Below are 12413 nucleotides of genomic sequence, written 5' to 3'. Positions count from 1 at the left end.
GTAAAGTACGTTGTTGAAATGTGATCAAACTACGACATTTCAGAACATCAACAGCACCGCGACGACCCCGCCCCCGACCGCTCCCCCGTAGCAGATCACCGCTATGACCAGGTCGAACCTGGCCAGGCCGAGCAGCTCCTCGCTGGTGTGCCTGATCCGGTGAGCCGCGTGGAAGAGGCACAGCACGGCCACGACGAGCAGCGCCGGCCGCACCAGCACGTTGTCCAGCAGCGCGCTCAGGTGCCCGGCCACCGGCCAGTCGACCACGCCGAGCGGCATGAGCACCCCGAACAGCAGCACCAGCACCGGCAGCAGGAACGCCGCCACCACGCCCCCGCCGCTGAACAGCAACCACAGGTACGGTTCCACCGTGCGCTTCATGGCGTCCTCAGGATGAGATAGGCGATCAGGGCGGAGACCAGCACCCAGGCCGAGTGGTTGCCGCCCTGGATCATCCAGGCGGGCACCCGCCAGCCGTCCAGGCGGACGACGGTGGCCTTGGGCGCGAGGTTCAGGAAGGTGATCGTGTGGAAGACGGTCGCCACCAGCGCCAGCACGTTGACCGCGATCATCCACGGCTGCGCGGCCAGCGCGGCGAAGTCCGGCAGCGTGCCGGCCAGCACCGCGTCCACCAGCATCAGCGTGAACACGATCGCCCAGGCCACGAAGACGCTGGTCAGCTCGCGCAGCACGAAGACGGTGTAATTACGGGTGCGGGCGAACCACAGCGGGTCGCGTCCCGGCCGGTAGCCGGCCGAGCCCGGGCGCACGCCGGCCCGGCCGCCGGCCGTCATCGCCGGCTCCACGGCAGCACCGAGCGCAGGGCGGCCGTCAGCTTGTAGCGCTGGATGGCCTCGGCCGGGTCCACGTGCTTGGGGCACACCCGGGTGCACTCGCCCACGAACGTGCAGCCCCACACGGCGTCGTCCAGATTGAGCACATCGAACCGGTCGCCCATGTCACGCGAGTCCAGGTTGTAGCGCTGGGCCAGGGCGATGGCGGCCGGGCCGAGGAAGTCGGGGTCGAGCACGTAGACGGGGCAGGCCGAGTAGCACAGCGTGCAGTTGATGCACATGCTGTACTGCTTGTACGCCTCAAGCTGCGCGGGCGTCTGGGCGTACTCGGTGGTCAGCGGCAGCTCCTCGCCCTCCCGGATCAGCCAGGGCCGCACCGACGACAGCTTGGCCAGGAAGTCGTCGATGTCCACCACCAGGTCCTTGATGACCGGGAAGCCCTTCAGCGGCTCGATCCGCACCGGGCCTCCGCCGTACTCGGTGAGGAAGGTGCCGCAGGTCAGCCGGGGCTCGCCGTTGACCGTCACGCCGCACGAGCCGCACACGCCCATCCGGCACGACCAGCGGTAGGACAGGCTGCCGTCGAGCTGGTCCTTGATGTGGTTGAGCCCGTCGAGCACGGCCCAGTCGGACATGAGCGGCACGTCGTACCCCTGGAACACCGGCTCGGCGTCCTGCCCCGGCCGGTAACGGGAGACCTCCATCCGGATCGTGCGAGTGCCCGCCTCCCGCCGTACAACTTCCGTCGGGTCAGTCTCAGCATCCAATTGTTCCCTCACCCTCCTCATTCGCTCCGCGGGTGGCTTGCTTCGCGGCGCCCCCCACTACGCTCACTGCGCCGGGCTCAGTCACGGCCGTAAACCCTTTCTCCCGGAGGCCAGCGGGTGATCGTCACAGGAAGCAGTCCCACGGACGGGGTGCCGTCGGGCGCGCGGTGCACCAGCGAGTGGGCGAGGAAGGAGTCGTCGTCCCTGGCGGTGAAGTCGGTGCGCTGGTGCGCGCCGCGCGACTCCTGCCTGTTCAGCGCGCAGGCCACGATCGTCCGCGCGACCTCCAGCATGGTGTGCAGCTCCAGCAGGTTGAGCAGCTCGGTGTTGAACGCGGCGCCGGTGTCGTCGAAGCGGACCTCCCCGGCCCGCTCGCGCAGGTCGGCGAGCGTGTCGACGGCCTTGGCCAGGACGTCACCCGTGCGGTAGATGCCGGCCGCGTCCTCCAGCGCGTGCTGCATCCGCTCGCGCAGGTCGGCGACGCGCTCCCCGGTGCTCCTTCCCTCGCGTGCGCGCTCCAGGCGCCGCCGCTCGTCCTCCCCCTGGGTCCGTACGGCCTGCGGCTCGCCTCCCCGGTGCTCCCTGGCGAACTCGGCGGCGGCCAGTCCCGCCCGGCGGCCGAACACGAGGATCTCCGGCAGCGAGTTCGAGCCGAGCCGGTTGGCGCCGTTGATGCTCACGCAGGCGGTCTCGCCGGCCGCGTACAGGCCGGCGATGGGGGTGGCGCCGTCGTTGTCGGTGTGGACGCCGCCCATCATGTAGTGCACGACCGGTCGCACCGGGATGAGGTCGGTGGCCGGGTCGAGGTTCTGGTAGCTGCGGCACAGCTCGCGCACGAACGGGATGCGGGAGTCGATCTTGCTCTCGCCCAGGTGGCGCAGGTCCAGGTAGACGACGGGCCCGTACGGGGTGTCCACCGTGCGGCCCTTGCGCTGCTCGTGCACGAACGCCTGGGAGAGCCGGTCGCGCGGGCCCAGCTCCATGCTGCGCAGCTTCGGCGTGGGCATGGGCGTGCCGAGGTCGTAGTCCTGCAGGTAGCGGTGGCCGTCCTTGTTGATCAGCCAGCCGCCCTCCGCCCTGGCCGCCTCGGTGATGAGGATGCCGGTGAACGGCAGGCCGGTGGGGTGGTACTGGACGAACTCCATGTCCTTGAGCGGGGCGCCCTCGCGGTAGGCCAGGGCCATGCCGTCGCCGGTCTTGATGGCGGCGTTCGTGGTGAAGGGGAAGACACGGCCGGCGCCGCCGGTGGCCAGGATGACGGTCCTGGCGGGGATGGTCTCGATGCGGCCGGTCCTGATCTCGACGGCCACGACGCCGTGGACGCGGCCGTCGTCGACGACGAGCTTGGTGACGTACCACTCGTCGTACCTGATGATGTCCTGATATTTCAGGGTTGTTTGGAACAGGGTGTGCAGGAGGTGGAAGCCCGTCTTGTCGGCCGCGTACCAGGTGCGCTCCCGCTTCATGCCGCCGAACGGGCGGACCGCGACCCGGCCGTCGGCCTCGCGGCTCCAGGGGCAGCCCCAGTGTTCGAGCTGGATCAGCTCCCGCGGCGCCTCGGCCACGAACGCCTCGACCGCGTCCTGGTCGCAGAGCCAGTCACCGCCCGAGATCGTGTCGTAGCAGTGCTCGTCGAGCGTGTCGCCGATGTCGATCACCGCGGCGGCGCCGCCCTCGGCGGAGACCGTGTGGCTGCGCATCGGGTAGACCTTCGACACGACCGCCACCTTGCACGCCGGGTCCTGCTCGACGACCGCGATGGCCGCCCGCAGGCCCGCGCCGCCCCCTCCGACGATGAGCACATCGATCATGTGGGTCACTTCCCGTGGTCGGGTTGTATCGGGTCCTTCACCCGCTTGCCGTCGTGGCGGACGGCGGATAAATGGATGCTGCCGTCGTGGTACTCGTGCCGGATCCTGCGGCAGCCGCAGTCGAAGAACTGGTCGCGGATCACCAGGCCGTAGCCGTCGTCGTCGACGAGGCGCTCACCGCCGAACTTCTTCCCGCAGGGAGCCGTCTCGGGGTCGAAGGGGATTTTCGTGCCTGTCATCGCCGATCTCCCTAGATAGGCGAAACACCACTGATCAATCTGTTGTTTCGTGGCGGGACGGCGCCTCGGGCGTCCCGTCCCCGGAAACCTGCCCGGACCCGGCGCCTTGCTCGGCCTCGGCGCCCGGCCTGATCTCGGGGTCGGCCACGGGGTCGGCCACGGGGGCCGACGTCTCGCGGGGGTAGTGCAGGTCGAAGGCCGGACGCTCGGAGCGGATCGGCGGCATGCTGGTGAAGTTGTGCCGCGGCGGCGGGCAGGAGGTGGCCCACTCCAGCGAGTTGCCGTAACCCCACGGGTCGTCGAGCGTGACCTTGGGCGCGTGCCTGGCGGTCTTGAACACGTTGTAGAGGAACGGCAACGTGGAGGCGCCGAGCAGGAACGCCCCGGCGGAGGAGACCTCGTTGAGGAAGGTGAAGCCGTCGGCCACGCCGTAGTCGGCGTAGCGCCGGGGCATGCCCAGCTGCCCCAGCCAGTGCTGCACCAGGAACGTGGTGTGGAAGCCGATGAACAGCGTCCAGAAGTGCACCTTGCCGAGCCGGTCGTCGAGCAACCGGCCGGTCATCTTCGGCCACCAGAAGTAGAAGCCGGAGAACATGGCGAACACCACCGTGCCGAAGACCACGTAGTGGAAATGGGCCACCACGAAGTAGGTGTCGCTGATGTGGAAGTCGAGCGGTGGCGAGGCCAGGATGACCCCGGTGAGCCCGCCGAGCAGGAACGTCACGAGGAAGCCGACCGCGAAGAGCATCGGCGTCTCGAAGCTGAGATGGCCCCGCCACATCGTGCCGATCCAGTTGAAGAACTTCACCCCGGTCGGCACCGCTATCAGGAACGTCATGAACGAGAAGAACGGCAGCAGCACCTGCCCGGTCGGGAACATGTGGTGCGCCCACACCGTCATCGACAGTCCGGCGATGGCGATGGTCGCGCCGACCAGGCTCATGTAGCCGAAGATCGGCTTGCGGCTGAAGACCGGGATCACCTCGGTGATGATCCCGAAGAACGGCAGCGCGATGATGTAGACCTCGGGATGGCCGAAGAACCAGAACAGGTGCTGCCAGAGCATCGGCCCGCCGTTGACCGCCTCGAAGACCTGCGTGCCCAGCTTGCGGTCGGACTCCAGCACGAGCAGCGCCGCGGCCAGCACGGGGAAGGCCATCAGCACGAGCATGCTGGTCAGCAGCACGTTCCAGGTGAACAGCGGCAGCCGGAACATCGTCATGCCGGGCGCCCGCATGCCGATGATCGTGGTGATGAAGTTGACGGCGCCGAGGATCGTACCGAGGCCGGACAGCGCCAGACCCATGATCCACAGGTCGGCGCCCACCTGCGGCGAGAAGGAGGAGGTCGCCAGCGGCGTGTACGCGAACCACCCGAAGTCCGCGGCCCCGCCCGGCGTGAAGAACCCCGCCACCACCATCAGCCCGCCGAACAGGAACAGCCAGTACGCCACCGCGTTCAGCCGGGGGAAGGCGACGTCGGGCGCGCCGATCTGCAGCGGCATCACCACGTTGGCGAACCCGGCGAACAGCGGCGTGGCGAACAGCAGCAGCATCACCGTGCCGTGAATGGTGAAGAGCTGGTTGTACTGCTGCTGGTTGACCAGTTGCATCCCAGGGGAGGCGAGCTCCGCCCTGATGATCATCGCCATGACGCCGGCCACGAGGAAGAACCCGAACGAAGTGATCAGGTAGAGGTACCCGATGACCTTGTGGTCGGTGGTCGACAGCCAGGACGCGATGACCGTCCCGGTGCGGCGGCGCCTGACCTGCTCGATCGAGGTCTCGCGAACAGTCGTCACAACTGCTCCCATCCACTGCGGAGTGTTGGCTGCCCCGATCTACCCATTCCACGCCAAGCAGCGCCGCTCGGGAAGTCGTTCTTGGATATTTCCGGCCGGCACTTTTGCCGTGGGGGCGGAGCCGGCGAACACGGTCCAGACGGTCCACATACCGGATGGAGGCCGGTTCATCCGGTGGATTCTCCTATCCTGCGTACGTGTGCAAGGCGCTATCCCGAGCCGGCCGCCGGACGCGGCGGGCTCGGACGGCCGACTCGGAGGAGAATTCGTGACCGCTCAGCGTGACTACGCCGCCCTCGTCCAGCAGGGGCTTTCGCTCGACCTCACCAGGGGCAAGCCGTCACCGCGCCAGCTCGACCTCTCCAACGGGATGCTGGAACTGCCCACGTCCTACCGGGCCGCCGACGGCACCGACGGCCGCAACTACGGCAACCTGCAGGGGCTGGCGGAGCTGCGCGAGCTGTTCGCGCCACTGGTCCAGGTGCCCGCCGAGCAGCTCGTCGTGGGCGGCAACTCCAGCCTGACCCTGATGCACGACACGATCGCGCACGCGCTGCTGACGCCGGTGCCGGGCGCCGCGCGCCGGTGGGTGGAGGAGCCGGAGGTCACGTTTTTGTGCCCGGTCCCCGGCTATGACCGGCATTTCACGATCTGCGAGCGGTTCGGGATCAAGATGGTGCCCGTCCCGATGACCGCCGACGGCCCCGACATGGACGTGGTCGAGGGCCTGGTCGCCACCGACCCGGGCGTCAAGGGCATCTGGTGCGTGCCGAAGTACAGCAACCCGACCGGCGTCGTCTACAGCGACGAGACGGTCCGCAGGCTCGCCGCCATGCCCACCGCCGCCCCCGATTTCCGGATTTTCTGGGACAACGCCTACGCGGTGCACCACCTCACCGACGCCCCGGCCGAGCTGGCCGACCTGCTGGCGCTCAGCGCCGGGCAGGGCAACCCCGACCGGGTGTTCGTCTACGCCTCCACCTCGAAGGTGACGCTGGCCGGGGCCGGCGTGTCGTTCTTCGGCTCCTCGCCCGCGAACGTCAAGTGGTTCCTGCACCAGACCTCCAAGCAGTCCATCGGCCCCGACAAGCTCAACCAGTTGCGCCACGTGGAGTTCCTGCGCGACGCCGCCGGGGTGGCCGCCCACATGCGGCGGCACGCGGAGCTGGTCGGGCCGAAGTTCGAGCTGGTGGACAAGGTGCTGACCGAGCGGCTCGGCGGCCTGGCCGAGTGGACCAGCCCGAAGGGCGGCTACTTCGTCAGCCTGGAGGTGCCGCACGCCGCCGAAGTGGTGGCCAGGGCCAAGGCGGCGGGCATCGCGCTGACCCCCGCGGGCGCCACCCACCCCTACGGCACCGACCCCGCCGACCGCGTGATCAGGATCGCGCCGACCTACCCGGAGCTGGACGAGCTGGAGCGGGCCATCACCGGCCTGACCGTCTGCGTGCGCCTGGTGGCGGAGGAGCGGGCCTGACCCTCATCTGGGGTTCCTGAACCCGAAGATGTACTCGCGCGTCTCGCTCGGATGGAACGAGACGCCGACCCCGGGCTCGAACACCACGTTGTCGCGGGCGCAGTAATAGAGGCCCTCCCAGACGGTCAGCGCCCTCTCCCTGGCGGGAGCCTCTGTCCTGTCGCGCTTGCGGGCGCCGTACGAACCGAGCACGAACAGCAGCCCGAGCCCCCAGAACAGCCCTGTCAGGCAGAACGGGGCGAGCAGCACCTCGCCCCACCGGGGGTCCTGCCCCATCGCGATCACCAGCGCCACCACCAGGTGGGTCAGCGCCGCCACGCAGAGCAGGATGTAGCCGTGGTTCCGGGTCCAGGGCGTGTAGTGGCGGCTGGGGAAGGACAACCAGACCGCGAGCTGTGTACGGCTCATGACGTGTTTGGAGGCGCCCAGCAGCGCGGCCGTGGGCAGGTCGGCGACCTCGCGCTCGCCGGGTAATCTGACCCGTCCGATCCGATAGGTGGTCCCGGCGGCGACCGCGCCCGAAACCGCGGCAACCTGGTCGGTCTCCGAGCACGTCGGGCACCTGACATCCACCCGGGCAGTCTTGCTGTAAGCGACGGACTACGCAAACCACGTGAGCGCGCCCCCGGCGGGCCGCCCGATTTTGCGCCTAAGGTGCAAGGTGTGAGACCGATTGATGCCTTGGTGAACTCCTTGTCCGGCGCCCGCGTTCTGACCGATCCCGACGTGATCGACTCCTATGCCCGCGACCGGACGTTCGTGGCGCCGGGCAAACCGCTCGGCGTGGTGCTGGCGGCCTCCCGCGACGACGTGGTGACCACCATGAAGTGGGCCACCGAGCACCGGGTGCCGGTGGTGCCGCGCGGCGCCGGCTCGGGCCTGGCGGGCGCGGCCACGGCAGGCGACGGCTCGGTCGTCCTGTCGCTGGCCCGGATGACCGCGATCAGGGAGCTCTCCCCCGCCGACGAGATCGCCGTCGTCGAGCCCGGGGTCATCACCGCCGACCTGGACCGGGCCGCCAGGGAGCACGGGCTCATGTACGCGCCCGACCCCTCGTCGTACGAGATCTCCACGATCGGCGGCAACCTGGCCACGAACGCGGGCGGGCTGCGCTGCGTCAAGTACGGCGTCACCCGCGACTCGGCGCTGGGCCTGGAGGTCGTGCTGGCCGACGGCCGGATCCTGAACACCGGCCGGCGCACCATGAAGGGCGTCACCGGATACGACCTGACCGGGCTCTTCGTCGGCTCCGAGGGCACGCTGGGCGTGATCACCTCGGCCACCGTCCGGCTGCGGCGGGCGCCGGCCGCGCCGCCGGCGACGTTCGCGGCCGAGTTCGGCTCGCTGCGGGACGCGGGGGCGGCCGTGTCGGCGATCATGGCGGCGGGCTGCCAGCCGTCGCTCATGGAGTTGCTGGACCGGGCCACGCTGCAGGCCATCGACGACTGGCGCAACATCGGGCTGGAGCCCGCCACGCAGGCCATGCTGATCGGACAGTCGGACGCCACCGACGGCGAGGCGATGATCGAGCGCATGGAGCGGCTGTGCATGGAGAACGGGGCCTCGTTCGTGGCCGTGTCCTCCAGCCCGGCCGAGACCGAGGAGCTGGTCGGGCTGCGGCGGATGGCGTACCAGGCCAAGGAGCGGCTCGGGGCGTGCCTGGTGGAGGATGTGTGCGTGCCGCGGTCCGTACTGCCCGACATGATCACCGCCATCGAGGCGGCGGGCGCGCGGCACGGGGTGAAGATCTGCACGGTCGCGCACGCCGGGGACGGCAACCTGCACCCGGTCTTCATCTTCGAGCACGGGACGGCGGAGCCGCCGCCGGAGGTGTGGGCGGCGGCGGACGAGGTGTTCACGCACGCGCTGAAGCTCGGGGGGACGCTGACGGGCGAGCACGGGGTGGGGGTGCTGAAGCAGCGCTGGCTGGCGCTGGAGTCGGGCCCGGTCGCCGCGGAGGTCCAGCGCGGCATCAAGGCGGTCTTCGACCCGCTGGGCATCCTCAACCCGGGCAAGGCGATCTGACAGGGCGGCGCCCAGGCCGAGCGCGAACCCACCGCCTCCCGCCCGGACCGGCGTCCCTGGCCACCTTTCGCCAGGCGGGCGGTCCGGGTGGCACGGCCCCTTGGACCGCTCCGGTTCAGGGGCTGGATGAGGGCCGTTCACCTTGCTGGACCGGTCCCGGTTCAGGGCCGTTCGCCCTGCTGGACCGATCCCCGGATCGGGGCCGATCGTGGCGTTGGACCGGTCCCGTTCCGGGGGCCTGTGCCCCCGGAAGCCTTCACCAAGCCGTGACCTTCGGCATCGTCGCGCGACGACCTGCGACGAAGCTGACATATCTCGTCAAAGCCGGAAACTTCTGATAACTCCGGCAGACGCCTCAAGGCTCACGCTGGTAGCGTTTCGCCTCATCTACAGGGTTTATGGGGGTCCGACGTGAATCAGTTCCAGCCGTTGGCGGCGGACGATCCGCGACGGCTGGGGGCGTATGACATCGTCGCCCGGCTGGGCGAGGGCGGCCAGGGTGTCGTATATCTGGGCAAGAGCGACTCGGGGGAACAGGTCGCCGTCAAGCTGCTGCACAACGCCCTGGTAGCCGACGCCGACGCCCGGACCAGGTTCCTGCGCGAAGTGGCCGTGGCGCAGCGGGTCGCCCGGTTCTGCACCGCTCCAGTGCTCCACGCCGACCTGGAGGGCAGCCGGCCGTACATCGTGAGCGAGTACGTGCCGGGGCCCTCCCTGCGCGAGCTGGTCATCAACGAGGGACCGCGGCGGGGCGCGGCGCTGGAACGGCTGGCCATCAGTACGGCCACCGCGCTCGCGGCCATCCACCGCGCCGGGATCCTGCACCGCGACTTCAAGCCGGCCAACGTGCTGATGGGCCCCGAGGGGCCGGTCGTGATCGACTTCGGCATCGCCCGCGCCCTGGACTCGCCGGGCGCGACGGCCACCGGCATGGCCATGGGGACGCCCTCGTACCTGGCGCCCGAGCAGCTCAGCGGCGCGACCGTGTCGGAGGCCGCCGACGTGTTCGCCTGGGGCGTCACGATGGTGTTCGCGGCCACGGGCAAGCCCGCGTTCGGCGCCGACTCCATCCCCGTCGTGATGAACCGGATCCTCAACGAGGAGCCCGAGCTCGGCGGCATGGAGGGGGCACTGGCCGAGCTGGTGGAAGCCTGCCTGTCCAAGGACCCGGCCCAGCGCCCCGCCGCCGACGAGATCATCGACCGCCTCACCGGGCAGCCCGCGCCGAAGACCGCCGTCGAGCCGGTGACGGGCACGCGGCTCCCCACCCCCGCATCGGACCCGTCCGGCGCGCGGTCGCACTCCGGGGCGGCGGGCGGCCAGTCCGGCTCCGCGGGTGAGCAGTCTGGGACCACGGGCGGCCAGGACGTCTATCCCGGCCCGTGGACGCAGCCGACCGGCCCGCAGCCCGTCGGCCACCTCCAGGCCGGCGACCCGCACCTCACAGGCCCGCAGCCCGTCGCCCCGCCGCAGACCGGCCCCTACGGCATGCCGGCGGCCGCCGCCCAGCACGACCCCGGTCAGAGCGGTCCCGTCGCGACGGGCGGCCCGTCCGGTAGCTCGACGCATGGAGTCCCCCCGGCGGGGATGCCGCACAACGCTCCGGGGATGCCCGGCAATCCGCAGGCGGGGATGCCGCATGGAGGCACCCCGCATGGAGGCGCCCCGCACGGCAACGGCCCGCACGGCGTCCCTCAGGGCGGCTTCCCCCACAACCCGCACGCTGGTGCGCCCGGCATGCCGCCGCACGGCGGCCCCGGCATGCCCGCGGGCCGGCCCTTCCAGGCGGGAGCCCCGGGCGGCGGGCCAGGCGCTCCTGGCGGCCCGGCCGCTCCCGGCGGTCCCCACGTTCACGGCGGTCCCCACGTTCACGGCACTCCCGGTGGGCCTGGCGCTCCCGGCGGGACCGGCGGGCCCGGTGGCGCGGCGAAGCAGCGCCGTACCCTCACGTTCGCCCTGTCCGGCGCCGCCGCGGTGGCGCTGGTCGTCGTCGCCGGCGCGGTCGTGGTGCAGGCGAACAGCAAGCCGCCCACGCCGGTGACCACCGTGGGCGACACCTCCCAGAACAACGCCTCCGGCGACCAGCCCCCCGCCGTCGCGCAGACCCCCTCCTCGGCCGTCCCCACGGACGTCTCCATTCCGATCCCCAGCCTGGACATCGACGAGCCCGAGCAGACCAAGAGGCCGCGCAGGACCCCCACCGCCCAGGTGCCGAACCCGGTCACCATCGCGCCCAGGCCCACCAGGACGGCCGTCCCCACACCCACCAGGAAACGGGACGTCGTTCCCCCCGCCAAGGAGCCGACGGCGACCTCCCGCCCGACCGCCTCCAGCAAGAAGAAGACCCAGACCCAGCCGACCCCGCCGCCGAAGCCGAACACGTACAGGCCGACCACGGTGTGCGGCTCCGGCTACCAGATCATCGACTCGCACCCGCTGAGCATGTACGCCGTCGTCTACCTCCTGTACAGCTCCAGTGCGGGCAAGAACTGCGTCGTCACGATGTCGAACCAGGTGTATCCGGCCAAGATCCAGATGAACGCCATCCTCCAGGTCAAGGGCGGCTCCAGCGGGAGCAACCCGGGCAAGTTCACCGCCTACGCCGGCCCGGTCCGCCTGTCAGCCAAGAAGCAGTGCGTGATCTGGGGCGGTTCGTGGGGCGCGCAGAGCTGGAAGTCCGGCTGGAGCCACTGCTCCTGACCGGAGCGACGCCCGAGCGCATCACGGAGGAGAACGCCGCCTCCGGGATGGGATGGAGGGGACGCGCCCCAGGGCGCCCCGTGACGTGACGGCCTTTGTCGGCTAGCGTGGTTGACGTGATCGTCAAGTCGCCGGCGCCGACGTCCCGCGGCAGGCGGACGCGGGCCGCGCTGGTGCAGGCCGGGCGCGAGGCGTTCGAGGCGCACGGCTACGACGCCGTGCGGATCGACGACGTGTGCCGGCGGGCCGGGGTCTCGCACGGCACCTTCTACACCTACTTCGGCTCCAAGGAAGCGCTGTTCGGCGAGGTGGCCGAGGCGGTGGTCGGCGAGATGTTCGCGGCCAGCGTCGTCGGCGCGGCGGCCCCCGGCGACCCCTACGCCCGCATCGAGGCGGCCAACCGCCTCTACCTGCGGGCCTGGGCCGCCAACTCGCGGCTGGTGCGGATGCTGGAGCAGGCCGCGACCGGCACGGACAGGTTCGGGCGGCTGCTGCTGGAGTTGCGCGAGGTCTTCGTCCGGCGGGGCGCGGAGGGGTTGCGGCGGCTGCAGGACCAGGGCCTCGCGGACCCGGCGCTGGACCCCCGGCTCACCGCGATCATGCTGGGCGGGATGGTCGAGCATTTCGCCCGCGTCTGGCTGGATCTCGGCGAGCAGGCCGACGAGCAGGTGGCCGTCGACCATCTGACGCGGCTGTGGGCTCGGGCCATCGGGTTGACGGAGGCGTCAGCTCCGGCGGAGGAGGGCACGTGATCAGGAGCAGGCTCGACCCCGGCGGCGAGGACTACCGCAGGCGGCGCGAG

General features: G+C 70.6%; 11 protein-coding genes. 4 read left to right on the top strand and 7 right to left on the bottom strand.

Annotated elements, in window-relative coordinates; genetic code table 11:
- Positions 1 to 39: 39 nt before the first annotated feature.
- From frdD to ctaD, 6 genes are all read right to left on the bottom strand, one after another.
- On the bottom strand, positions 40 to 381 hold the full coding sequence (gene frdD / locus ABGB18_RS10930; protein ID WP_347695301.1) for a fumarate reductase subunit FrdD: 342 nt from the start codon (positions 379 to 381) through the stop codon (positions 40 to 42).
- A complete protein-coding gene (locus tag ABGB18_RS10925; RefSeq protein WP_347695300.1) occupies positions 378 to 794 on the bottom strand; it encodes a hypothetical protein in 417 nt (138 codons plus the stop codon). The genes frdD and ABGB18_RS10925 overlap by 4 nt, the downstream gene beginning before the upstream one ends.
- Positions 791 to 1561, bottom strand: a complete 771-nt coding sequence (gene sdhB / locus ABGB18_RS10920; RefSeq protein ID WP_347695299.1) for a succinate dehydrogenase iron-sulfur subunit — start codon at positions 1559 to 1561, stop codon at positions 791 to 793. Before sdhB ends, ABGB18_RS10925 begins: the two co-directional genes overlap by 4 nt.
- A 77-nt stretch (positions 1562 to 1638) precedes the next feature.
- Positions 1639 to 3372, bottom strand: a complete 1734-nt coding sequence (gene frdA / locus ABGB18_RS10915) for a fumarate reductase (quinol) flavoprotein subunit (protein ID WP_347695298.1) — start codon at positions 3370 to 3372, stop codon at positions 1639 to 1641.
- A gap of 5 nt (positions 3373 to 3377) precedes the next feature.
- Entirely contained in the window at positions 3378 to 3611 is a 234-nt protein-coding gene (locus tag ABGB18_RS10910; protein ID WP_347695297.1) for a hypothetical protein, read from the bottom strand.
- A gap of 34 nt (positions 3612 to 3645) precedes the next feature.
- Positions 3646 to 5412, bottom strand: coding sequence for a cytochrome c oxidase subunit I (gene ctaD, locus ABGB18_RS10905; protein WP_347695296.1), 1767 nt, complete (start codon positions 5410 to 5412; stop codon positions 3646 to 3648).
- Positions 5413 to 5680: 268 nt separating this feature from the next.
- Between ctaD and ABGB18_RS10900 the strand changes: the two genes are divergently transcribed.
- Entirely contained in the window at positions 5681 to 6886 is a 1206-nt protein-coding gene (locus tag ABGB18_RS10900; RefSeq protein WP_347695295.1) for an aminotransferase class I/II-fold pyridoxal phosphate-dependent enzyme, read from the top strand.
- A gap of 3 nt (positions 6887 to 6889) precedes the next feature.
- On the opposite strand, the gene ABGB18_RS10895 is transcribed toward ABGB18_RS10900, so the two are convergent.
- The gene (locus ABGB18_RS10895) at positions 6890 to 7459 is read right to left on the bottom strand and encodes a hypothetical protein (RefSeq protein ID WP_347695294.1); all 570 of its coding nucleotides are present in this window, start codon (positions 7457 to 7459) and stop codon (positions 6890 to 6892) included.
- Between the two features lie 90 nt (positions 7460 to 7549).
- Here ABGB18_RS10895 and ABGB18_RS10890 point away from each other — a divergent pair, with 90 nt between their 5' ends.
- The 3 genes from ABGB18_RS10890 to ABGB18_RS10880 all read left to right on the top strand — a co-directional run bounded on the left by ABGB18_RS10890 (position 7550) and on the right by ABGB18_RS10880 (position 12363).
- Entirely contained in the window at positions 7550 to 8911 is a 1362-nt protein-coding gene (locus ABGB18_RS10890) for an FAD-linked oxidase C-terminal domain-containing protein (protein WP_347695293.1), read from the top strand.
- Positions 8912 to 9322: 411 nt separating this feature from the next.
- The gene (locus ABGB18_RS10885; protein ID WP_347695292.1) at positions 9323 to 11611 is read left to right on the top strand and encodes a protein kinase; all 2289 of its coding nucleotides are present in this window, start codon (positions 9323 to 9325) and stop codon (positions 11609 to 11611) included.
- 116 nt (positions 11612 to 11727) lie between these two features.
- Positions 11728 to 12363 carry a TetR/AcrR family transcriptional regulator gene (locus ABGB18_RS10880; protein ID WP_347695291.1) on the top strand — a complete coding sequence of 212 codons (636 nt, stop codon included), beginning with the start codon at positions 11728 to 11730 and terminating at the stop codon, positions 12361 to 12363.
- Positions 12364 to 12413: the final 50 nt, after the last annotated feature.

The sequence above is a fragment of the Nonomuraea sp. B12E4 genome (genome assembly GCF_039871825.1).
Classification (GTDB): domain Bacteria; phylum Actinomycetota; class Actinomycetes; order Streptosporangiales; family Streptosporangiaceae; genus Nonomuraea.
Note: the sequence above shows the minus strand (reverse complement) of the source record. Positions and strands in the feature narration are given on the sequence as shown.

Excerpts from the sequence above, each read along its gene's own strand:
- frdD (WP_347695301.1), bottom strand. The coding sequence starts at position 381 with ATGAAGCGCACGGTGGAACCGTACCTGTGGTTGCTGTTCAGCGGCGGG.
- ABGB18_RS10910 (WP_347695297.1), bottom strand. The coding sequence starts at position 3,611 with ATGACAGGCACGAAAATCCCCTTCGACCCCGAGACGGCTCCCTGCGGG.
- frdA (WP_347695298.1), bottom strand. The coding sequence starts at position 3,372 with ATGATCGATGTGCTCATCGTCGGAGGGGGCGGCGCGGGCCTGCGGGCG.
- ABGB18_RS10925 (WP_347695300.1), bottom strand. The coding sequence starts at position 794 with ATGACGGCCGGCGGCCGGGCCGGCGTGCGCCCGGGCTCGGCCGGCTAC.